We start from the raw sequence: 22174 nt of genomic DNA, 5'->3' as shown, positions 1-22174 counted from the left end.
ATGGACGACGACCGGAACGACACGCTGCATTCGGGCCGCGGACGGATCCGATCCCGGATCCGGGCACGATGACCGTCCGCCTCGTCCTGTACGGCGCCGGCGCGCTCGCCCGCGAGATTGTCGACGCCCTGCAGCGCCTCAACGCGCACGGGACCGCGATCGAGCTGCAAGCCAGCATCGTCGATCCCGGGATCGATGCGCCGGAGACGTTTCGGGGCCGGCCCGTGGTTCGCGATGTGCGCAGCTTGGCGGGCGACGCGAGCCTGCGCTTCGTCGTCGCCCTCGGCGAGCCCGGGCCCCGGGCCCGGGCGGTCGCGCATCTTCGGGCGGAGATCGGCGCCCAGTTCACTTCGATCATCGATCCGGAGGTGCTGATCGGAGCGAGCAGCCAGATCGGCGCGGGTGCCGTGATGCTCGGCCATTCCTCCATCACGACGGATGCGCGCCTCGGGGAGCACGTCCTCGTCAACCCGGGCTGCACCGTCGCCCACGACGACGTGCTCGACGACTTCGCGACACTGAGCCCCGGCGTTCACCTGGCCGGGCATGTCCGCGTGGAGGAGGGGGCGTTCCTGGGCACCGGGGCCTGCGTGATTCCGCGGATCCGGATCGGCGCGCATGCCGTGGTCGGCGCGGGCGCCGTGGTGATCCGCAACGTGGCGCCTGGCCAGACGGTGTTCGGCAATCCGGCGCGACCCGTGCGGCGGGGCTAGAGCCGCGCCCTGGCGGGTTGAATCGCTTGAGGTAGGCGATCTGTCTGGCGTGTGATTGACTGGAAGGGCTTGTGATGGAGGATTGCCATGCCTTCAGCCCTGTCGGTGGACCTGCGCGAGCGTGTGGTCGCCGCGATTGAAGCGGGTGCATCGCGGCGTCGGGCGGCCAAACGCTTCGGGGTCGGGGCGGCCAGCGCGGTCCGTTGGCATGAGCGCTTCCGAAAGGACGGGCAGATCGCGCCCAAGCCCATGGGCGGCGACCGCAACTCGCGGCGTCTGGAAGCGCAGGCCGCCCTGATCCTTCGGCTCAACGAAGAATACCCGCTCTCCTTCCTGCGGGAACTGCGCGACAGGCTCTCGGAACGCGGCGTCCGGGCAAGCACGAGCAGCCTGTCACGCTTCTTCGCCCGGCATGGGATCACCCGTAAAAAGGGGCTGTCCACGCGGCCGAGCAGGCGCGGTCGGATGTGAGGGCCGCGCGCGAGGACTGGTTCTATGGCCAACCCGACCTCGATCCAGATCGCCTGGTTTTCCTCGACGAGACGGCGGCCACGACGAAGATGGTCCGCCGCTATGGTCGTGCTCCGTGCGGTCAGCGCTGCCGGATCGCCGTGCCCCACGGGCACTACAAGACCACCACCATCACCGCCGCCCTGCGCGCCACGGGACTGATCGCCAGGAGCGTCTTCGATGGAGCCACGAATGGTATGCGCTTCCGCGCCTACGTCACCGACACCCTGGCTCCGGTGCTGAGGCCCGGTGACACCGTCATCCTCGACAATCTGAACGCCCACAAGGTCGCCGGGGTGCGCGAGGCCATCGAGGCGGTCGGCGCACGGGTTCTCTACCTCCCGCCCGACAGTCCCGACTTCAATCCGATCGAGCAGGTCTTTGCCAAGGTCAAAGCCCTCCTCCGGACGGCTGCAGCACGGACCGCCGCCGACCTGACCATCGCCATCGAGGACGCGTTCGCCGCCGTCCGACCGGAAGAGTGCCGAAACTACCTCACCGCAGCTGGATACGATGCCTATGAGCCAACCTGAAAGGGCACGGCTCTAGCCGGGGAGGGGGCAGACGGCGTGCCCTCGGATCGGCGCCTTTTGCGCGCCTGCCGGGCCATGTATAGCGGATACCGTCACCGGGTGTGCGCACGAGGATGGTGGCGGCCGACAGTCAGGACGTGTCTCGACGATGATCCCCGTGCTCATTCCAAGCCTGCCGGAGACGGATGCGATCGTCCCGTATCTGCGCCGGATCGATCAGTCGCACATCTACAGCAATTACGGGCCGCTCTCCCGCGAGTTCACCGACAGGCTCTGCCGCTTCGTGTCGGGGCGTGCCGGCGACGCACCGGTGGCGGCGACGATCACCAGCAGCGGCACTACGGCCATCGAACTCGCCCTGCGCTGCCGGATCGCCGGCCGGAAGGGCCGGCTCTGCCTGATGCCCGCCTACACTTTTGCCGCCACCGCGCATGCGGCGGTCAATGTCGGCCTGGAGCCTTTCTTCGCGGACGTCGATCCCCAGACGCTGGCGCTCACGCCCGCGATCGCCGCGCGGGCCCTGGCCTCGGCCGAGGGCGATGTCGCCGCCGTGGTGGTGGTCAGCCCCTACGGCGCGCCGCTCGATGTGGAGGCCTGGGAGGCGTTCGAGGCGGCGCACCAGATCCCGGTGGTGTTCGACGCCGCCGCCGCCACGCTCAACCTGCGCCGCGTGGGCGCGCAGCCGATCTGCGTCAGCCTGCACGCCACGAAGGCGCTCGGAATCGGGGAGGGTGGGGCGATCCTCACCACCGACACCGATCTGGTCGCCCGGGCCACCGCCATGACGGGCTTCGGCTTCTCGGCGAGCAGCCGCGCCTCGGAGGTCCGGGGCGGCAATTACCGGATCTCCGAATACGCCGCCGCGGTCGGACTGGCGGTGTTCGACGGCCTCGAGGCGCGCATTGCGCAATTGCAGGCCGCGTCGCTCGCCTATGTCGCGGGGTTCGAGCGGATCGGCGTGCGCATGCAGCCGGGCTTCGGCCGGGAGTGGCTGACCATGACGATCAGCGCGCTGTTCGAGCCCGCCGACGTCGAGGCGGTCACGGCGGGCTTCGACGCGGACGGGATCCAGTGGCGGCGCTGGTACGGGACCGGCTGCCAGGCGCACCCCGCCTTCGAGACCTGCCGGCACGACGGCCTGTCGCGGACGGCGGCGGTGGCCGCGCGGACGATCGGCGTGCCGTTCTTCCCGACGATCACGTCAGAGCAGATCGCGGCGGTGTGCGCCAGCGCCGAGCGGTCCCTGGCGGCCCGCTGAGGCGCCGCGCGGAGTGGGTTGCCGAGAGGAACGGTCGAGGACGATGCAGGGCGATTTCCGGCGGATCCTGACGCAGGCCAACCGGTCGAACGGCGCCGCCGCGCTCGACGCGATCGAGGGCGACCTTCCCGCGCTGGTGAACGGCCGGCTGCAGGTCGCCGCGCAGCACCTCGCCACGCTGGCCTTCCGGCTTCAGGGCGAGAACAGGCTCGACCTCGCCGCGCGCGCCTACGACTTGGCCGCTCGGGTGACGCCCGCCCAGGCGGCACCGTACCGTCTCGCCGCCCTCCGGACGCGCATTCTCGATTTCTGCCAACGCGGGGCGTTCGACCCGGTGGAGGGGCTGCTGCGGGACTTGCGCGACGCCAAGGCGGACGCCGGTGACCGCGGGCAGAACGACCCGTCTCTCGTTCATATCGCCTGGGACTACGAGCTCGCCGGCGACGCCGAGGGTGCGGTGCGCAGCTACCTGCTCGCGCGACTCGCGCGGGACCTGCTGGGCGGTCAAGCGCTGACGATCGACGGCGATACCCTCGAGCGCAAGATCCGGAACCTGCGCATCCTGCAGATGAACGCCCTGGCCGAGGAGGGCCGGCACGAGGAGGCGCAGGCGCTCCACGAGCGGACGCGGCACGTCCTGGATTTGGGGCCGCTGCGGATCTACGACATCGTCTCCGCCCGCCAAGCCGCCGAGGCAGAAGAGGGCGAATACCGCGAGCTGCTCGGCCATCGCCGGATCGCCGAGCCGGTGATCGCCTTCCTCGAAGGTCCAGTGGCTCTGACCTCGGCCTGCGGATCCCTCGACGCGCCACCGCAATACGTCGCGCGGTTCAAGGACTGCCTGACGTTCCCGCGCAGCAACCTCGTGCTGCAGGGGAACCGCTTGATCTACGATCTGGCCGCCCACCCGCTCAGCGGCATCGCCGACATCAAGGACGGGGTGAACCCCGATCAGATCGTGACGGCCGTCTACGGCGCCGGGCGCGCCCTCGTCGAAGAGCCCGCTGAGGCGCAGAGCCTGGATGCCGGGCTGATGATGTTCGGGTTGCAGAGCAAGAACTACGGCCATTGGCTCCTTGAATTCGTGCCTCGGATGTTGTGGTTCAACGACCGCGCCTGTCCCGCGGGCTTCCCGATCTGCATCGACGATCACATGCCGGGCAGCCATCGGCAGATCGTGGAGCTGCTCGACGAGCGCGGGCGGCGGATCCTGCCGCTGCCTGCCAGGGCCGCGCGCTTCCGGGAACTCGGCGTCGCGCCGGTGCCGACGTTCTTCCCGTTCGATTCACGGCCCGGCGTACCGGTCTACGACGCGATCTGGCCGAAGGATGTCCTCGCCGGCATGCGCCGAAAGGTGCTGGAGCGGCTTTCCGGACTGGGGACCGATCTGCAGCGAACGGGCCGGCGGATCATCCTTTCCCGGCGCGGCTTCATGCAGCGCCAGCTCGTCAACGAGGCCGAGATCATCGCCGCGCTGGCCCCGCACGGCTTCGAAGTCGTCTATCCCGAGAAACTCACATTCCCGGAGCAGGTCGCGATCTACCACTCCGCCGACGTGATCGTCGGATCAGCCAGTTCGGCGCTCACCAACTGCATTTTCTGCAATCCGCACGCCAAGATCATCGCCATGATCCATGAGGAGCGCTCGTTCAACTTCCGGGGCTATACCAGCATGATCGAGTCGAGTGGCGCGCGGCTGCTGTTCATTCGCGGCAAGACTGTCGCCGGCGAGGCGGTTCACGCGTTCCACGCCAACTACGCCGTGGCTCCGGCGCTGGTTCTCCGCGGCCTAGAATCCCTCAATCGCAGCGCACCGTGACGCACGTCCTCCGCAGCGCGCTCTGATGGCCACACGCCCGCATCACGGTGCTGCCAAATCAGCGATCGACCGCGCGGTGCTGTCCGGTCTGCGGCAGACACTCGGATCTCATCCACGGCTGCGACCAGCGCCACCTCGACGATTTGCCCACGCAGCGCCGAGCCGCCTGTCTGCGCGAGCGACTGTGGCTGCGCCGCCTGCTCTGCCGCAAGCCCGCCTGCCTCTGTGGACGGCCTTGTTCCGGACCACGCCCTCATCACGCACCTTGATCCGCAGGGCGACGAAGAACACGAACGGATAGACCGGCTCCAGCGGCCGCGCTTGCCAGGCGGCGACTTTCTCCAGCACCGCGTCGATCAACTCCAACCTGGGCGTTCAGCGCCTGCTCGGCAAGGGCCTTCTTCAACTCGTCCAGCAGGCAGTCGACCTCGAACGTCGACTTGGGATCGGCGCCGGCCAGCAGCTGATCCAGAAACGCGTAAGCGAGCGCTTCACCGCCGCGATCAGCGCGAGGCGCTCGGTCATACCGCCTTAAAGCGACGCTGACCTGGGGATCGCGCTGTGCGGCTTCTAAATGAGCTAAAACGGTCACCGGCTGAGCGTGCCTGACAGGCTCGCGCCCGCCATGGTGTTGCGCCAGCGTCTGGGGGTCAATCCAGCGCTGGCCAATTCAACCTACCAGCGACCCCGTCCTAGTCTCATCGAACGCGCCCTGCGCATCAGTGAAGACGCCAAGGAGGTCTCACATCAAGATAACCAAGTCACAGCAAGCGAGCAGAGCGCACTTTAATCGGGCAAAATGACAGCAGAACGGCCACTGCCAAGCGTAATCCAACAGGGTGCGCTACTTGATCCCGGGTCGTACTACCTTCCGGACTCATAACCAGTAGCTGACGGTGGCGGCGAGGCAGACGGCGGCGAGATAGTTGGTCGCCAAACGGTCGTAGCGGGTGGCGATGCGGCGGAAGTCCTTGAGACGGCCGAACATGCGTTCGATGGCGTTGCGCCCTCGATAGAGCACCGGGGAGAAGCACGGCTTCCAGCGGCGGTTGATCTTGGGTGGGATGTTGGGCGCGGCCCCGGCCGCCTCGATCTGCCGCCGAATGGCGTCGCTGTCGTAGCCCTTATCGGCCAGCACGATGCGGCAGGCGGGCAGGCGTTCGAGCAGCAGCGCGCCGGCCTTGCAGTCGGCGGCCTGCCCGCCGGTCAGCAGGAAGGCGAGCGGCCGGCAGAAGCGGTCGGTGAGGGCATGGATCTTCGTCGTGCGCCCGCCTCGCGAGCGGCCAATGGCTTGGCTCTGCTCCCCCCTTTGCCCCCGGCGGCGCAGCGGTGCGCCTTCATGGCCGTGGAATCGATCAGCACCTGGGAGGGCGGTCCGCCGGCCTGGGCCAACGTCTCGAACAAGCCGACCCAGACCTGTTTGATCCCGCGATGTGGTGGTACGGTTGACCACCATGCGGCGAGGGATGCGCTATGGGCCAAATTCTCCACGGCAGCGCCCGCACGACGGAGGCGGTCCGTCGCGCAATACAGCTACGTCAAGAGAGTGTGAGAGCGGCGGCCAAGCGCTACGGCGTCAGCCCGACGACGATCCAGAAATGGCGCGGACGGCAGTCGACGGCTGATGCTGCCATGGGGCCGAAAGAAGCTCGGTCGACAGTCCTGACACTGGAGGACGAGGCGACCATCGTCGCCTTCCGCCGGCATACCCTGTTGCCGCTGGACGACTGCCTCTACGGGCTGCAGCCCACGATCCCGCACCTGACCCGCTCGTCGCTGCACCGTTGCCTTGAGCGGCACGGCATCAGCCGCCTGCCCGAGATGGAGGGCGACAAGCCCAAGAAGAAGCGCTTTGCCGATTACCCCATCGGCTACGTCCACATCGACATCGCCGAGGTCAGGACGGAGGAAGGCAAGCTCTACCTGTTTGTGGCCATCGACCGAACCTCGAAGCTGGCTTTCGCCAAGCTGGAGACGGAGGCCAACCGCTACACCGCTTCAGACTTCCTCCGGGAACTGGTCGCGTTCGTGCCGTACAAGATCCACACGGTGCTGACCGACAACGGGGTGCAGTTCTGCCATGCCCCGCGCAACCGCTCAGGCCCGACTGCCCTCTACAGCCGGCACATGTTCGACCGCGTCTGCCATGAGCACGGCATCGAGCATCGCCTGACCAAACCCAACCATCCCTGGACCACTGATGTAATCGACAAGAGCTTTCTTCGTAGATCTGCGCTATTTTCGGCTGGCGCACGGGCGACCGCGTGGCGAAGAGCAGGGCGTGAGGTGGGAGCCCTGCCGCGCAGCCTCTATCGGCGCACCTCAGTTGCGGCGCCCGTGCGCACCTTCTTGGGCCCTTGCGGATTCCAGCCCGTCACGAAGCGGGCGTAGACCGTCTCAGCCTGTTCGACCCAGCGCCGCTCCCCATCGCGGTGGCTCTTGCTGTTGTAGGCGTGAGCTGCCCCCTTCTGACCGCGAGCCGCCTTGTAGCCGGCCCTCAGCTCAAGATCGCGAAGCTTCTTCGCGTGAAGCGAGGGGCGGGCCCAGACGTAGCTCTCGCTCTTGGTCAAAAGATGCCAGATCACGACCGCGAGCTTGCGGGCGGTTGCGACAGCGGCAACGTGCTGGCCGCGTCGCGCCCTGACCCGCAGGAAAAAGGCTCGGAGTGGGCCTGGAGCGCGGGCTGCGGCCCAGGCGGCCTCGACCAACATGCCGCGGGCGTGACCGCGACCCTGCTTGGTGATCCGGCCGTGGTGCGCGGGTCCCGGTCCTGATTGCCGCACGCTCGGGTTCAGACCGAGGTAGCTGACAAGCTTTTGCGGCTCGTCGAAGCGGGTCACCTCGCCGATGGCCGCTGTCAACGCAAGCGCCACCACCATGTCGATGCCGGGGACCGTCATCAGTCGCTTGACGCTTTCGTCAGCGAGGGCCGAACGGGCGAGATCGCGCTCGATGACCTTCAGGTCCTCGCCAAGCCTGTCAAACTCGCGCAGGTGCCGCTCGATCGCGAGCCGTTCGTCCTCTGGCACGACCTGTTCGACGAGCCAGGCCCGGCCCTTGGCCCCGCAGAGGTCAGCGTGGGGACAGGATGGGATCAGGTGGCTGTGCAGGATCGACTGGATGATGTTTTTTAGCCGGGATCGCTGCCGGACGATCTGGTTGCGGCGGGTAACCTGCCGGCGCAGCGCCTGGGTCGGCTCGTCTGGAACCCACACCTCCGGCAGGAACCCGCTCGCGTAGAGCTGCGCCAGCACGCCGGCGTCGATCGTGTCGGTCTTGATCTTGGCATGCGCGATCATCCGCACCTGCATCGGGTTGGCGATCACCACCTTCTTCACGTGCGGCGCGAGAACCGCCACAACGGCCGAGGCATTGCCGGTGGCCTCAACGACCACGACGTCATCCGCCGAAAGTTGCTCAGCGAAGGCGGTCAGAAGATCGCGACGCATGTCGACGCGACCCAGCCGCCTCAGCTTGCCATCATCCCACGCTACCGCTTCCGCGAAGGCGCGGTGAATATCCAGTCCGATAATCCGCATGCCCACTCCCCATGATGGTTCGTCGACAAAAACGGGAGCTGGCGGGCAACACGACACCTACTGATCCGCGCTCGCAGCGCATCCGGGAAAGTCGCAAGGGGCGGCCATGTAACGAGTTCGGGCTCTCAGCCCACTGTCTATCGACGGCCTGCCCGCACCTTCGTGCTCCCGGTGCCCCGCGTCCCAGATGGGCTCACCATAATGCCGTTCTCCGGGGAGAGCAGCGGAACGAGAAGGCACCGCACAGGTACATACCGGATAACGGTCAAGTCGAGCGGATGAACCGCACCATCAAGGACGCTACGGTCAAGCGCTACCACTACGACACGCACGAACAGCTTCGGGCGCACCTGCAGCTGTTCGTCGACGCCTACAACCATGCCCGTCGGCTGAAGACCCTGCGCGGCCTCACGCCCTACGAGCATGTCCTTCAGGTCTGGACCAAAGAGCCCAAACGCTTCAGGCTCGATCCGTCACACCACATTCCGGGACCATACAGCTAGCATTACAGTTGCGTTTTTGGCGAGGTTCTGACTCCTTGCGGCACCATGATTCGCGCATCATGGACGTCGGGCGCCTCGATAGAGGCGACACTGGAACTCTGGGCCTCTTCGCTGCGGGAGGTGAAGGGACGCATGCGCCCGCTGTTCACGCAGGAGCGGGTGGCGGCCTCGGCGGGCGCATTCCTGGACGGACTGCTCGGCGCGGAGCGGCGCAAGACCGGTTGGATGCGGGCGGAAGCTGCGGGCGATCCCGGGCCCTGGCGTCAGCAAGCGGTGCTCGGTCGCGGACGCTGGGATGCCGACGCCCTGCGCGACGTCGTGCGGGACTATGCCCTGGAGACCCTGGCCGACCCGGACGCGGTTCTGGTTCTCGACGAGACGGGCTTTCTCAAGCAAGGCAAAACCTCGTGCGGTGTGCATCGCCAGTACACCGGCTCGGCCGGCAAGATCACGAACTGTCAGATCGGCGTGTTCGCGGCTTACGCCTCGCGGCACGGTCACGCGTTCATCGATCGGGCCTTGTACCTGCCCAGGACCTGGACCTCGGATCCGGCCCGATTGGCCGCCGCCCATGTACCGGAGGGGACGAGCTTTTCGACCAAGCCGGGATTGGCTCTGGCTATGATCGAGCGGGCGATGGCCGCCGACGTGCCGTTCTCCTGGGTCGCGGCCGATACCGTCTATGGGGTCGGCGACATCGAGATGGCTCTGCGGCGCGCGGGCAAGGGCTACGTGCTCGGGGTCAAGACCGATCACCTGTTCAATTCCTGGGTCGGCAAACCGCCGGTGGCCGGCACCGCCGAGGCGATCGCCAACGGCCTCGCACCGTCAGCCTGGACGCGCCTGTCGGCGGGCGAGGGCACGAAGGGCGCGCGGCTTTACGACTGGGCCTACTGCGAGTTGGCCGACCTCGACGGTGCCGACTACGATCAGGCCGGCCTGTGGACGCGCGGCCTGCTGATCCGCCGTAGCCTGACTGACGGCAGCTTAGCGTACTTCACGACATGGTGCCCGGCCGGCACGTCGATCGCGACCCTGGCGGCGATCGAGGGCCAGCGTTGGGCGATCGAGGACGCGTTCGAGACGGCCAAGACCGAACTCGGGCTCGCTCACAACGAGACCCGTTCCTGGCACGGCTGGCACCGGCACGTCAGCTTGGTGATGATGGCGTTTGCCCTGCTGGCGGTGATCCGCCATCACGCCAACGCGCCGCCCCCAAAAAGACGGGCGCGGCCGAGACGGCGCACGCGCTGATCCGTTGGTCGGTCCAGGAGATCCGCCGGATCGCCGTGCAGCTGGCACAGCGGCGCATCCAGCCCGCTCACGTCATCACATGGTCGCTCTGGCGAAGGGCGCATCAGGCGGCCGCCCGAAACGCCCATCTCAAACGCCGTGCTTCAGCCGAAAGGGGACGTCGACAGCGTAAGCCCAGCGCGACAAACAGCAAGCGAAAACGCCCTAAAACGCAACTGTAATGCTAGTGCACTGACTCAGACGGATGGTTCAGGGGATCGGCTGACGGCTGCGATGATGTCGGTGGCGGGCTTGGTCCAGACGAAAGGTCTGGCGCGCCGGTTGTGCTCGGCGATGTAGCGTTTGATCGCCGCCTGTAGATCGACGACGCCGGTGAAGGAGCCTCGCCGCAGCCGACGACGGGTCAGCGCTGAGAAGAAGCCCTCGACCGCGTTGAGCCACGAGGCCGAGGTCGGGGTGAAGTGGAACGTCCAGCGCGGGTGCCGGGCGAGCCAGGCGCGCACCTTCGGATGTTTGTGGGTTGCGACGTTGTCGAGGATCGCGTGGATCGCCTTGCCGGACAGGACAGCAACCTCGACGGCATTGAGGAACCGGATGAACTCACCGTTCCGGTGGCGCTGCATGCAGCGGCCGAGCACGGTGCCCGCCAGGACGTCGAGGGCTGCAAACAGCGTCGTGGTGCCGTGACGGGTATAGTCGTGGGTCTGGGCGGCGGGATGGCCGGGGGCGAGCGGACGGTCGGGGCGGGTCCGCTCCAGCGCCTGGATCTGGCTCTTCTCGTCGATGGACAGCACCGCCGCGTGGGCGGGTGGGGCCATGTAGAGGCCGACCACGCCGGGATCCCATCGAACAGGTTCGATGGGTGCCCGTCCTCGACCTTGGCGGCGAAGGCAGGATCGCGCGAGCGCTTGAACGTGCGCAGCCGATGTGGCTGAAGGCGGTGAGCGTCCCAGATCCGCTGCACGGCCCGCAACGAGATCCCGACAGCCCGGGCCACGGCACGGCCGGTCCAGTGGGTGATCTCGCCGGGCGGTTCCGAGCAGGTCAGCGCCAGCACCTCGGCCACCGTCTCAGTCGAATGGGGTGGCGTGCCGGGCGGACGCGTCTTGTCGCGCGGTAGACCTTCGACGCCAGCCTCGGCGTAGCGCCGCTGCAAGCGCCACACGGCCGGGCGGCTGACGCCCGCCCGCCGGGCGACGTCCTGGACACTCAGGCGCTCGGCCGAGAGCAAGACGATGTGGGCGCGCTGAATATGTTTGAGCGGGCGAGAGCGGTCGCTGGCGATCGCAACCAGCCGTGCCGCGTCGCTCGCATCGAGAAGAACGCATACCGTCTGAGCCATGGCCCAGACTCGCACGCCTCACCGCCTGCGTGAATCCTCTGTCCGCGTCACTGCACTCGCCTCGACGGAGTAGACGATGTGCGCGCGGCTCGACGGACAACCAAATGATATTTACATCATCATGGTCGTTTAAAATCCGTCTCCCAGATTGAAGCGTCAAGCTGACATCAATGACGATCGGAGCACGCCGGAGACGTAGCGTTGAATGTATTCGCTGATGAGCCGCCAGCAAGCGCATTGGGATGGAATCTATACCCGCAACGCAACGCCGAAAAACTGTTGCCCGCAATCATCGTAGCCGTGCCGCTTACATCTATTCCGACAGCAGAGGGCGTCGATCCATAATTCACTCCGGCGAACGTATTGCCACTCACCGTGTTGATGTTACTAGACCCAAGGCTAAAACCGACCTTACCCGACGATATCAAAACTGTATTGTTTGAATATGAGCCAAGATTGATGGGGCTGTTAAGCGAGATAGCCTGATCCGAAACCTGAAACTGGCTGTTCGATACATTGAGCTGCATATTTTGTCCGCGTGTTTCAGGGGGAGACCATATACCAAACTGCGAATTCTGGAAATTAGATTGGGTTACAGTAATACCTTGAGTAAAATCATCGTAAACGACACCCTTAGAAAGTTGATTGAATATACCGCTGGTTATGTTATGATATATTGAATAACCGTTAGTTTCCCCGCAATCTATATTATTGCCGCGTATTCTAATTCCAATTCCGTGCTGAAAACTGGTGTCGCCGTATGCTGTAACAGCATGCCAAGCCGTGCCTGAAAGCCCAACGACATCTGCCCCGACGCCCCAGAACTGGCCACCGGATAGGCCTTCAAAAGTTATATCACTAAATGTACTCTGATCAAATGAACCAAGGCAAGAAGTCTGTGTAATCTTCAGGGCGGCACCGCTACCGCTGGAAGTATTTGTAACCAGCGTCAAACCCCGCATGTGCAAGGTTTGCTTTGGATGATGCAGCGTAAAATTCAAACCCGAATCCGACTCAAACCTTAGAATAGTGGCTCCAGAACCGGCGCCCTCGATAATGACGGCGGAGCGTAAGGCTTCCGGAAGGGCATAAGACCATGTTGAAGAAAATTCGTAAATGCCGGCATCGAAGATGACGCAGAGCATAGGCGGGAGTCCAGCCTTGACAGCGCGCGCGGTACTCGCGTCAGACAGCCGGGTGAGGACCAGGGCATTATCTGTCTTTCCATCACCTTTCCCGCCGAAATGCTCAATGTCCACGCATCCGGAGTGGCCAGCCCGACGAGTCGCGCTGGTCCGTGCGCCTGGGCCGGATGACCCGTTTACCGCAAAGGTGTCCGGTGACGCCAAGCTTTCTGCTGTCGCATATAAATTTGACCCAGCAACGGCGAGAAGCAATGTAGCAGTCGCAACACAAAACCCCCAACCATTACAGCCTACAACTGCCGCCATTCCCGCCATACTGAAATAATCAGACGTCAGCCACATTGTCAGCTCCCGGCGGCGAAAGACAAATCAGTCACTTTCCATCATAATTGGAGTCAATCTGAGCCGCGATTACGGGAAGAAAGTTCTTTAAACGTAATCTCACCGAGCTCCTCAAGAGTTTCCTTCGCAAGAGAAAGTCTGTCCAGAGGACAACCGGTGCCGTTTTTAGAAAGGCTTATGTAAAACTCGTGTATATCGCTGCCATGAAAATCTTGCTCTAAAAAGTTTATGGCTCCGATCTCGTGAAGATCTTTAAGGATCATCCGGAAGCTGGACGGAGTGAATCGCCAAGCATGCGCATCGATATATTCCTGAGATTCGCGGGCGCGTTCGAAAAGTTCATAGGCAGTCTTCACCGTCCCTGCGAACGACAACGGTGCATCTGAGCCTGCGGGCCATCCACCAGCACCGTCCCGCAGCATTCCATAAGCAACATAGTCGAAGATTAGGCCCGGTGAATGCCGGGTGCGCCTCTCAAAATGAGCTTGTAGCACCGCACCTGTAGTCGTCATCGCCTGAAGCACATCAAAACAACGCCGCTTATCCGGGACGGCAAGGAGCAGAATGCCATCTGATTTAAGCAGAATTTGACATTCTTTCAAAAATCCAATTAAGTCGGTAGTGTGTTCTATAACGTGCGATGCCACAATGTAGTCGTAACTGTCGCTTTTCCCGATCACTTCGGAGAGTGGTCGACCGTCCCATACAAAATCGACCTCCTCGATCTGCGAAATATCGACTGTCTTATCGCCTCGGTATTTCTCTCGAATTTGCTCTGCAGTGCCGTGATCGACCGTTTCCACTCGGAATCCGTCGGATTTTTTCAGAAGGGGGTTGTAGCCTGGGCCAACCTCGAGGCCGATTCCGGAGGTATCGAGCATCGATAGTAGGCGCTTGACTCTATCCATAGGTCGTATCCTAAGCGAGCTGCTGCCGTAGGGGCGGCTTGATGAAGGTTATGGGCGATGCAGCGAGGGTCGGCCTTCGCGGCAGCTACTAATGGAGTGCTCGACGTAAGTCATCTCGCCCTCGCGCCCCGCAAACGTTCTGTCAACTCTTCGCTATGCGCTGCTAGGAGCCTGTCCGAGTAAGGGAATTTGAAGTCGAGATACAGAGTGCGAGTCCGGAGCTGCTGAGGGCGGATCAGCGGCCTCAGCGGCCTGCCTGTGCCAGCTTCAGCGGGTTGTGGACCGTGCAGATCATCGCCTACTCGCCCCTGACCTGATTGAGCCCTCTCATTAGGAACTGTAGCAAGCCTCGAGCCTGCAGCCAGAGTTGCAGCCGGATAACGCGTTGCTGTCATAACCCACGTTGCCGGCCTGCTGGAAGCGGGAGCGCCCTACAGGTGCCCGCATCGTAGCAACTGACTTGCCGCCAAGCTCCAGCTCACCGTCCAAGCAGAGCCGTCTTTACCGCCAAATATTGGCTTTCCCAAGAAAAGCTCAGTCGGGCCTGCTCTCTAGCGCGTACCGCGAGCTCGAAGAAATCCGCCGGCTTTCGATTCAAAACGTCGATTGCGCTTCCAATCTTGTCATACCATTCGTGACCTCGCACGAGCCACCCATTCTCGCCGTCGCGAATGCTGTTGCTGAATGCCCAGGTCGGAGATGCTAAGGTCGGAGTTCCCACCACCGCAGCCTCGAAATATTTGAGCTCAGATTTGCAATTCGTAAATGTGTTGTCTTGCAAGGGAACAATGTTGAGCTCGGCGGAGCCAATAATTCGCTGCAAGCCAATGTAATCTTGCATCGGAAGCCTAACGATCCGGTCCGAGAACTCGCTAATTGGCCCCTGCAAATCAAGATATCCAACAAGAATTAGACGAATAGCTTCCTGTTCCCTCATTAGATTTGCGAGAGAACTGGACGCAATACGAAAGTCCTTATTGTGAGAAGGCGACCCACTAAAATAACCGATGTCAATCTTTTTGTCTCGGGCAAAATTGTTCTCCGCTTTGTGCTTAAATATTCTATCAGAATAATTTAGCTGCTCTCTGTTTATGAAATTCGGAACAACTGAAATATGTTTACCGGTCGAATCAGAAAGCCTACCTGCAAGGAACTGATTCGTCGTAATGACCCGATCGCACATTCCCATCGCTGCAGCGACACGCCCGATGTATCCAAACCAATAGTTCCAGACATCCTCGCCGTATATATCCTGGTCAAGGGTGTGCACGATGAGGTGGGTGAATTGGGGATCTATGACGAGATCATCAACATCGAATAGGACCTGTTTGTTAAGGCTCTTTGCTCGGGTCACGAGATCGTTAAGCCGCGCACTGTAGCGCGCGCGACAGAGAACCAGAATGTCTGCTGCCTCTGCCACGCGGTCGAGATGCTTGCCGTCGGCATAACTAAACCATGCAGCCGAGATTTCAGGCCGGATATCGGAAGGCTGAGCTTCCTCAAGGACCTCGATGAAGTTGTGAACGCGGTAGCGGAATGTGCTAGAGTCCGGATAGTCGTAGTAAAATGCAACTTTTATGCTGCCCGCCTGAAGGGCAAAAAAACGAGAAGCAAAGTCGGTGGTCAACCATTTATCTGAAAGCTTTACAGGCTCGGGCAGGTCGGTAAACATTAAGCTTTCCCTGTAATTATGAACTCTAACGTCGGAAGTAGGGCAGAGATCCAGTCACGTTGGATCAAATTCTCTTCAAAGTTAGAAATCCTTAGACGATGATTGTTGACCAATGCGATGCCTTCCTCAAGCCCGGCCAACAAGGATTCGACAGAAGGTTGCTTGCAAATCAGATTCTTCGAATAGTTAGCAAGCGTCAATTTGTTGCCAAAGCAGTTCGTTACCGCTATGCCGCCGCTCGCCACGACGTCTAGAGGTGGGTAGCTCGGATGAGGCGTATACATAAGGGAAAGCGCCAGATCCGTCCGTCTGATCAAATCAGCATAATGAGACCAGCTCATGTTTTGATGCAAAATCGGCAGGACTCCACCTGCAAGGGCTATTGGCTCTAAGTCCTTTCCAACAAAATGGAAATCCCACTCTTCGGCTTTTAACAATCCGCGAGCAATCGCAGTCTCCACAACTTCGAGACCACGGAAATATAAATTTCTGGAATTGAAGGGGCGCGCGTAGAACATAAAGTTTGATTTGTCGCGCGCGGACTTGTCGCGGTGGTAGCTGTTTGTCGGAAAACACGGTTCGAAAAAAAAGCCCCGCTCGGCAACATTCGATTGAGCACCATTCCGGAAATGGTCGTACAGCAACTTTGAGTTGACGACGAATTTGAGATTCTGATTATTCAACAAATCGCAGCATAGTAGACGCTCGTCACCATATGGATAGAACATAGTTTCGTCTTCCTGGATAAGATAGACGATCTGGCGTGCCGGGACTGAACGTAAAGTTGCGTGCGTTGTCCACCACGAAGTAGTGATAACTATATCATCATCACCAAGCATCAACATCTCGGATCCGTGAGACGGAACGAAAGAAAATTCAATATTTTTGGAGAATGGGATCCCGTGAATATTCAGCACGTGTGAAACATTGTGTTGCTCAGCTTCTTCCGTCCTAGTTGCAATACACATAGGACGCGAAAGACGCTCGGCCAGCAAAGCTGTCAAAATCAGGGCAGTGCCTACGCCGCCATAAAGACTTCCGGCATTGATGCTGTCAGTCACGACAACAACCCGTGGTGGCATGCTTGCCATTCGAAAGACCGGAAGCGGTTTTAAGGCTTGAAACCGCTCGTCGATGACGACCGCTACGGTCCTTTCCTGTGCAGACCCAGAGATTGTGAGGCCGTGTGCGCGTCCATGCTCAAGGTAGTGGACGAGTGGGTTAAGTCCTGCTTCCTGCACCGCCGGATAGCGCTCCAGGTAAGCCCGGGTGCTGAAACGAGGCCCCGGATCGCGACCTTCCGCGGCACCGCTTGTCAGATAATGGTGAAATGGATTGGCCCCAGTCTCCGCGACGTCAGCGTTGATCCGGAGGTACCATGTTGGATCAAACAACTCCGAATCCGCAAGTAGAGCTGCCTCGTGAGCTAAAACAGAGGTATCCGGCGGAACCTGAGCTTTCAGGTCTGCTTCCGATCGAGACGCATGATCCCTGGCTCCGGGATCGACGCCTGACGAGGTCTGCTCGTGACTGGGCCCGATGATTGTAAAACCGTAAGCGCGCCCGTACTCAAGGTAGTGGACGAGCGGGTTGAGACGCGCTTCCTGTACGGCTGGGTAGCGGTCCAGGTAAGCTCGAGTGCTGAAACGAGGTCCGGGATCGCGACCTTCCGCGGCGCCATCTGTCAAATAATGGCGGATGGGATCGGCTCCGGCCTCCGCAACGTCGCCGTTGATTCGGAGATACCAAGCTGTGTCGAACAACTCTGAATCTGCAAGTAGGGCCGCTGAACGATTGAAATCGGCTTCCGCTGCTGCGATCTGACGTTGGCGGTGGGAAAATATGAGCTCATTGGCGCTGCTCGAAATTGCCTTGATTCTACGTACTAATGATCGATTCAACAAAGAACCTCCAGTAGGAAACTGGGCAAGCTTCTCAACGATTGCTCGATATGAGTGCGCGTCGTTGATTTGCTCCCCAGCATGCTTTAGATCCAGCCCCAACTTCGCAACTAAATTCGCAAAATAATCGACCCTCAAGTCTAGGCGCTCTCTCGCCGCGACGGCAACTTCGAGTTCCGCGGTTATATGTCTTACGTACGCATTTAAACGAGCGTTCTCAGCTTGACTTTCGTCGGCAATAGCTTTGCTGCGAATACCATCAGCCTGCATGCCGTCGAGCCTCTTGCGCAGCTCCACTATGTCCGACTGGGCACGCGCAGCCTCTGCGCTCGCCGCCGTCAGCTCAGAAGCGGCCTGCTCTGAGCGAGAGGTTAAATCGTGAACAATACTCTCCAAATGTGCGCTATGTCTCGCCGCAGCAGTCGCTATCGCGAGTTGCCGGCCTTGCTCCGCCATAGCTAGCCGTAGGCGAATCTTCTCACTATAAAGTATTAAGACATCGCCGCAAATCTCATCGACATGCTTACGAAATAGAATTGCGTGCGGAACAAGAAAAGATGCATCGTAAACCAGATCCGGCGCGAAACTATACTTTGCGAAGAGCTTAAGCCACCCAATCGGGGGCTGGACATTGAAATGAGTATCCTCAGTTAGATCCGTGGGCGAGGATGAAAACAAAATCGTATCTGTTATCTGGCACAGATTGGCGATGGCCTGCTCAGCCTGATCTGCCGGCATGTGCTCAAGGACCTCGATGCAGGTCACAAGGTCATATCGGCCGTCAATGGGATCCGTGAGAGAGCCCACAGAACAGAATGGCTGCATATCTCGCCGAACTTGTTCGATCGCATACTGCGAGATGTCGATGCCCTTCGCTTCAACACCTCGGTCCCAAAAACCTTCAACGAGAAAGCCCCACGCACACCCAGCATCAAAAACCGTTCTTGGCGAAAGGCTCCGGATTACCTCTTGCGCAATGTTCCCAAAGAACTGCAGCCATGCGTCGGTTCTTTCGTATGGATCGGGGCCGCAATGACACTTATAATATTTCTCGTCATAAAGTTCCTGCATGGAGGCGCCGTCCGATTTTTGGTGTAAAAGACTGATTTTTTGCGGCTTAGAGCCGTCTACAGGACGTTCTATTGACCGTCTACATACGTAAATCCCGAGTGCGTTGATCGTTAGATCCAGTGGTGTAACTGCAAAAAAATCGTGCGCGAGCTCGGCGGCGCTCCGTTTCCAGAGATAGCACCACGCCAAACCCACGCTAGCCGTTGCACCCGTCTCGCTGGGCATTTTGATGTCAAGAACATGGTAGAACTTCTGCCTTACTGGTTCTCGAGTCACAACCCCCTTCGCGCTCGCGCTCATGGGTGCCGCCGCGTCGACAGCGGGGCTCATCCCGGCGTTCGCTCTGCTGACCGCCCATTACTCCCGCGCGAATGCCAGGGTGTTACTAGAGCATTTTTGGTTTAATCGGGGTCGTATCCTGCGGCGGCGAAGAAGTTAGCGCACTCGTTGGATGCGACGGCGTCGACGAGCCGCCCGATCGTGGTCCAGAGCCCGTTGACGGTGCGCTCGGCGGCCTTGCGCAGCAGCGCCTTGAGCTTGGCGAACGCCATCTCGATCGGGTTGAAGTTCGGCGAGTAGGGCGGTAGGAATAGCAATTGCGCCCCCGTCGCCTCGACCGCTGCGCGTACGGCCGGCCCCTTATGGCAGCCGAGGTTGTCCATCACCACGACGTCGCCGGGTGCGAGTTCAGGCACCAGGACTTGATCGACGTAGGCTTGGAAGGCGTCGCGGTTGATCGGCCCGTCGAGCACGAACGGCGCGGCGATGCCCGACAGGCGCAAGCTCGCCACGAGCGTCGTGGTTTTCCAGTGGCCGTGTGGCACAGGGGAGCGCAGCCGCTCGCCGCGCGGGCAGCGACCGCGGGTACGAACCATGTTGGTGGCCGACCAAGTCTCGTCGACGAACACGAGGCGGGCCGGGTCGAGGTCGGGCTGAGCCTCGAACCACGCTTCCCGCGCCGCCCTCACGTCCGGCCGCTCCTGCTCGGCAGCGTGAGCCGCTTTTTTGTATGTCAGGTCGCGCGCGTCGAGGAAACTCCACAGTGTGCCGATCCCGACCGTGAGACCGTGTTCTGCCAAGAGGCGAGCCCGCATCTCCTCCAGGGTGACGTCGTCGTTCTCGTCGATCAGGCCGCGCAGGAACCCTTCATGCGGGTCAAGCTTTGAGCGGCGCGCTCGTCCCTGGGGGCGGGCGGCCACAGTGCCCGTCTTGGCGAGGGCCGCCATCCAGCGGATCGCGGTCGCCTTGCTGACCCCTGTCAGGCGACACGGCAAACTGACCCCCTGACGCCATGAGGATCTGACCCCCTCGATGAGCGAGGAGGTCGAGATGATCAGGAACGAGGCTCAGGCTCTGACGCGGATGGACGATCCGTGGAGGGCCGAGATGAAGACGCCGGACGACGTGTCGGCGATGATGCGGCTGCAGGCGCTCGGCTGGGGCGCGAAGCGGATCGCAGCCGAGCTTGGCTGTTCGAAGAACACGGTGAAGCAGTGGCTGCGACGGGGGGATTGGCGCCCCTGCGCGACGCCCTCGCGCTCGAAGCAGCTCGACGGCTTGGCGGACTGGCTGGTCGAACGCTTCCGGCAGCATGCGGGCAACGCCGACGTCGTGCGCCAGGATCTGGCGACCGAGAAGGGCATCCACGTCAGCCTGCGCACGGTGGAGCGGGCGGTCGCGCCGTTGCGGCGGGATCTGGTGATCGCCGCGCGGGCGAGCGTGCGGTTCGAGACGCGGCCGGGCGAGCAGATGCAAATCGACTTTGGCGAACGGCGCGTCGAGATCGGCGGCGTGCCGACTCGGGTCTCCCTGTTCGTAGCGACGCTCGGCTACTCGCGCCGCCTGCACGTGCGTGCCTTCGGCCACGAACGGCAGGAGGACTGGTTCGCCGGGCTGGAGAGCGCTTTCCGGGCTTTCGGCGGCGTGCCACACGAGGTGTTGCTCGACAACGCTCGCGCCCTGGTCTTGCACCACGACCCTGTGAGCCGCGAGGTCGTCCTGCACCCGCGCCTGCACGCCTTCTCCCGCCACTGGGGCTTCCGGGTGCGGGCCTGCGCCCCGTACCGGGCGCGCACGAAGGGCAAGGACGAGCGCGGCGTCGGCTACGTCAAGAACAATGCCGTGGCCGGCCGCCGCTTCGCGAGCTTCGCAGCCCTGGAGGCGCATCTCGATGCCTGGACGCGGGACGTCGCCGACCGGCGCGTGCACGGCACGACCGGCGAGGCGCCGGGCGAGCGGTTCGCCCGCGACGAGGCTCGGGCGCTACGGCCGCTCGCGGGCGTGCCGCCGTTTTCCGCCGCGCGCGATCTCGTGCGCCGGGTCGGAGCGGACTGCGCGGTTGCGGTCGACGGCAACGCTTACTCGGTACCCTGGCGGCTGATCGGTGAGCGGGTGCGGGTCACCGTGAGCGGAGCGGTGGTGCGCGTCCACCACGGCGGACGGGAGGTCGCCGCGCATGCCGAACTGAAGGGACGTCACGGCCGTGCGGTCGACGACGCTCATCTGGCCGGGCTCGTGGGTAGCCGTGAGCGACCGGCTCATCGGCGCGACCCGCCTCCTCTCGTGGCGACGCCGGAACTGCTGCGTCCGCTCGCCGAGTACGAGGCTGTCGCCGGGGGAGGCTTCTGATGAGCGAGGAACACGATCACCTCACCGTACTGCTCGACCGCCTGAAGCTGACGGCCATGCGTGACCAACTCGACAGCCTGATCGACGAGGCCGGCCGGGGCGAACTGACGATCCGCGAGGCGCTGACGCTGTTCTGCGAGCGGGAGATCGCCCGGCGCGATCAGCGGCGCATCGACATGGCCTTCGGGCTGGCCCGCTTCCCGTTCGTGCGCGACCTGACCGGCTTCGACTTCGGCGCACAGCCCTCGTTGGACAAGGCGCAGATCCGCGAGATCGCCACCGGCCGCTTCATCGCCAACGGTGAGGCGGTGCTGCTCCTCGGACCACCCGGGGTGGGCAAGACGCATCTGGCGGTGGCGATCGGGCGTGCGGCGATCGTGGCCGGCTACGGCGTGTTGTTCACCCCAGCCACGACGCTCGTGGCGCAGTTGGCCAAGGCGCACGCCGAGGGGCGGCTGGAGGAGCGGCTGACGCACTATGCCAAGCCGAAGCTGCTGATCATCGATGAGCTCGGCTACCTGCCGTTCGAGCCGGATGCCGCGCACCTGTTCTTCCAGCTCGTCAGTCGCCGCTACGAGCGCGGCGCGATGCTGGTGACCTCGAACCGGGCGGTGGGCGAGTGGGGCAGCGTGTTCGGGGACGCGGTGGTGGCCACCGCCATCCTCGACCGGCTGCTGCACCATAGCCACGTCGTCACCATCCGCGGTGACAGCTACCGCCTGCGCGAGAAGCGTCGCAGCGGACTTCTACAGAGGGCCGCTATCGTCCCCAACCCCACGCCCGTCTAGGCGAGGAAACCGGCATGGGGGTCAGATCCTCGTGACGCGAAGGGGTCAGTTCCGGTTGTCGCTTGAAAACCCCGAAGCGGGCGGCGGCCTGACGGCGTGAGGTCGTGGCTACGGCGTCTACCACCCGCTCGCGCAGGTCCAGGCTATAGGGGCGGCCCATGCATCACTCCCGCTCTCGACAAGCCAAGTGAATCAGCCCCCCAGCTCCCCGTGAACCCCAAACTCGCGACTCAGCCCAAGCCGAAAAT

General features: G+C 62.5%; 12 protein-coding genes and 6 pseudogenes. 9 read left to right on the top strand and 9 right to left on the bottom strand.

Translation table 11 applies throughout. From position 1 onward, the window contains the following. The first annotated feature begins 68 nt into the window (after positions 1–68). The 4 genes from ABC766_RS03155 to ABC766_RS03140 all read left to right on the top strand — a co-directional run bounded on the left by ABC766_RS03155 (position 69) and on the right by ABC766_RS03140 (position 4833). A complete protein-coding gene (locus ABC766_RS03155) occupies positions 69–713 on the top strand; it encodes a NeuD/PglB/VioB family sugar acetyltransferase (RefSeq protein ID WP_345821117.1) in 645 nt (214 codons plus the stop codon). 87 nt (positions 714–800) lie between these two features. Further along, a protein-coding gene (locus ABC766_RS03150; RefSeq protein WP_345821116.1) for an IS630 family transposase occupies positions 801–1756 on the top strand; the annotation gives its coding sequence in 2 pieces (ribosomal slippage) (positions 801–1152 and positions 1152–1756; 957 coding nt in all). Between the two features lie 148 nt (positions 1757–1904). Further along, on the top strand, positions 1905–3014 hold the full coding sequence (locus tag ABC766_RS03145; RefSeq protein WP_345821115.1) for a DegT/DnrJ/EryC1/StrS family aminotransferase: 1110 nt from the start codon (positions 1905–1907) through the stop codon (positions 3012–3014). 43 nt (positions 3015–3057) lie between these two features. Continuing rightward, positions 3058–4833, top strand: a complete 1776-nt coding sequence (locus tag ABC766_RS03140; RefSeq protein ID WP_345821114.1) for a glycosyltransferase family 61 protein — start codon at positions 3058–3060, stop codon at positions 4831–4833. 225 nt (positions 4834–5058) lie between these two features. Here the strand turns inward: ABC766_RS03140 and ABC766_RS33965 are convergent. Together ABC766_RS33965 and ABC766_RS03130 are read right to left on the bottom strand one after the other, a co-directional pair. Next, positions 5059–5187: pseudogene (locus ABC766_RS33965) on the bottom strand (transposase); the annotation flags it as partial. Positions 5188–5710: 523 nt separating this feature from the next. After that, a pseudogene (locus ABC766_RS03130) lies at positions 5711–6255 on the bottom strand (IS5 family transposase); the annotation flags it as partial. Between the two features lie 51 nt (positions 6256–6306). Here ABC766_RS03130 and ABC766_RS03125 point away from each other — a divergent pair. Then, positions 6307–7047: pseudogene (locus ABC766_RS03125) on the top strand (DDE-type integrase/transposase/recombinase); the annotation flags it as partial. Between the two features lie 95 nt (positions 7048–7142). On the opposite strand, the gene ABC766_RS03120 reads toward ABC766_RS03125, so the two are convergent. Further along, the gene (locus ABC766_RS03120; RefSeq protein WP_427902310.1) at positions 7143–8357 is read right to left on the bottom strand and encodes an IS110 family transposase; all 1215 of its coding nucleotides are present in this window, start codon (positions 8355–8357) and stop codon (positions 7143–7145) included. Positions 8358–8629: 272 nt separating this feature from the next. Between ABC766_RS03120 and ABC766_RS03115 the strand changes: the two are divergent. Both ABC766_RS03115 and ABC766_RS03110 read left to right on the top strand, forming a co-directional pair. Beyond that, a pseudogene (locus tag ABC766_RS03115) lies at positions 8630–8875 on the top strand (integrase core domain-containing protein); the annotation flags it as partial. A gap of 45 nt (positions 8876–8920) precedes the next feature. After that, positions 8921–10129, top strand: a complete 1209-nt coding sequence (locus ABC766_RS03110; RefSeq protein ID WP_345821113.1) for an IS701 family transposase — start codon at positions 8921–8923, stop codon at positions 10127–10129. A gap of 236 nt (positions 10130–10365) precedes the next feature. Here ABC766_RS03110 and ABC766_RS03105 read toward each other — a convergent pair. From ABC766_RS03105 to ABC766_RS03080, 6 genes and pseudogenes are all read right to left on the bottom strand, one after another. Continuing rightward, positions 10366–11471, bottom strand: a pseudogene (locus ABC766_RS03105) (IS630 family transposase). A 167-nt stretch (positions 11472–11638) separates the two neighbouring features. Beyond that, complete coding sequence (locus ABC766_RS03100; RefSeq protein WP_345821112.1) at positions 11639–12730, bottom strand: hypothetical protein; 1092 nt, start codon at positions 12728–12730, stop codon at positions 11639–11641. A 281-nt stretch (positions 12731–13011) separates the two neighbouring features. Then, a complete protein-coding gene (locus ABC766_RS03095) occupies positions 13012–13866 on the bottom strand; it encodes a methyltransferase domain-containing protein (RefSeq protein ID WP_345821111.1) in 855 nt (284 codons plus the stop codon). Positions 13867–14344: 478 nt separating this feature from the next. Continuing rightward, positions 14345–15538 (bottom strand): glycosyltransferase, encoded by a 1194-nt coding sequence (locus tag ABC766_RS03090; protein WP_345821110.1) that lies wholly within the window; start codon positions 15536–15538, stop codon positions 14345–14347. Next, positions 15538–18840, bottom strand: a complete 3303-nt coding sequence (locus ABC766_RS03085; RefSeq protein WP_345821108.1) for a methyltransferase domain-containing protein — start codon at positions 18838–18840, stop codon at positions 15538–15540. Before ABC766_RS03085 ends, ABC766_RS03090 begins: the two co-directional genes overlap by 1 nt. Positions 18841–18911: 71 nt before the next feature. Next, a pseudogene (locus ABC766_RS03080) lies at positions 18912–19766 on the bottom strand (IS630 family transposase); the annotation flags it as partial. A gap of 73 nt (positions 19767–19839) precedes the next feature. Here ABC766_RS03080 and istA point away from each other — a divergent pair. Both istA and istB read left to right on the top strand, forming a co-directional pair. Further along, positions 19840–21138 (top strand): IS21 family transposase, encoded by a 1299-nt coding sequence (gene istA, locus ABC766_RS03075; RefSeq protein ID WP_427902312.1) that lies wholly within the window; start codon positions 19840–19842, stop codon positions 21136–21138. Continuing rightward, positions 21138–21926, top strand: a complete 789-nt coding sequence (gene istB / locus ABC766_RS03070; RefSeq protein WP_127991182.1) for an IS21-like element helper ATPase IstB — start codon at positions 21138–21140, stop codon at positions 21924–21926. Before istA ends, istB begins: the two co-directional genes overlap by 1 nt. Positions 21927–22174 lie beyond the last annotated feature (248 nt).

The sequence above is a fragment of the Methylobacterium fujisawaense genome (assembly GCF_039619325.1).
In the GTDB taxonomy this organism is placed as follows: Bacteria; Pseudomonadota; Alphaproteobacteria; order Rhizobiales; family Beijerinckiaceae; genus Methylobacterium; species Methylobacterium fujisawaense.
Note: the sequence above shows the minus strand (reverse complement) of the source record. Positions and strands in the feature narration are given on the sequence as shown.

What these genes read in the sequence shown, in the direction of transcription:
- istB (WP_127991182.1), top strand. Translation starts at nt 21,138, where the DNA reads ATGAGCGAGGAACACGATCACCTCACCGTACTGCTCGACCGCCTGAAG.
- ABC766_RS03090 (WP_345821110.1), bottom strand. Translation starts at nt 15,538, where the DNA reads ATGTTTACCGACCTGCCCGAGCCTGTAAAGCTTTCAGATAAATGGTTG.
- ABC766_RS03110 (WP_345821113.1), top strand. Translation starts at nt 8,921, where the DNA reads ATGATTCGCGCATCATGGACGTCGGGCGCCTCGATAGAGGCGACACTG.
- istA (WP_427902312.1), top strand. Translation starts at nt 19,840, where the DNA reads ATGATCAGGAACGAGGCTCAGGCTCTGACGCGGATGGACGATCCGTGG.
- ABC766_RS03095 (WP_345821111.1), bottom strand. Translation starts at nt 13,866, where the DNA reads ATGGATAGAGTCAAGCGCCTACTATCGATGCTCGATACCTCCGGAATC.
- ABC766_RS03140 (WP_345821114.1), top strand. Translation starts at nt 3,058, where the DNA reads ATGCAGGGCGATTTCCGGCGGATCCTGACGCAGGCCAACCGGTCGAAC.
- ABC766_RS03145 (WP_345821115.1), top strand. Translation starts at nt 1,905, where the DNA reads ATGATCCCCGTGCTCATTCCAAGCCTGCCGGAGACGGATGCGATCGTC.
- ABC766_RS03155 (WP_345821117.1), top strand. Translation starts at nt 69, where the DNA reads ATGACCGTCCGCCTCGTCCTGTACGGCGCCGGCGCGCTCGCCCGCGAG.
- ABC766_RS03085 (WP_345821108.1), bottom strand. Translation starts at nt 18,840, where the DNA reads ATGAGCCCCGCTGTCGACGCGGCGGCACCCATGAGCGCGAGCGCGAAG.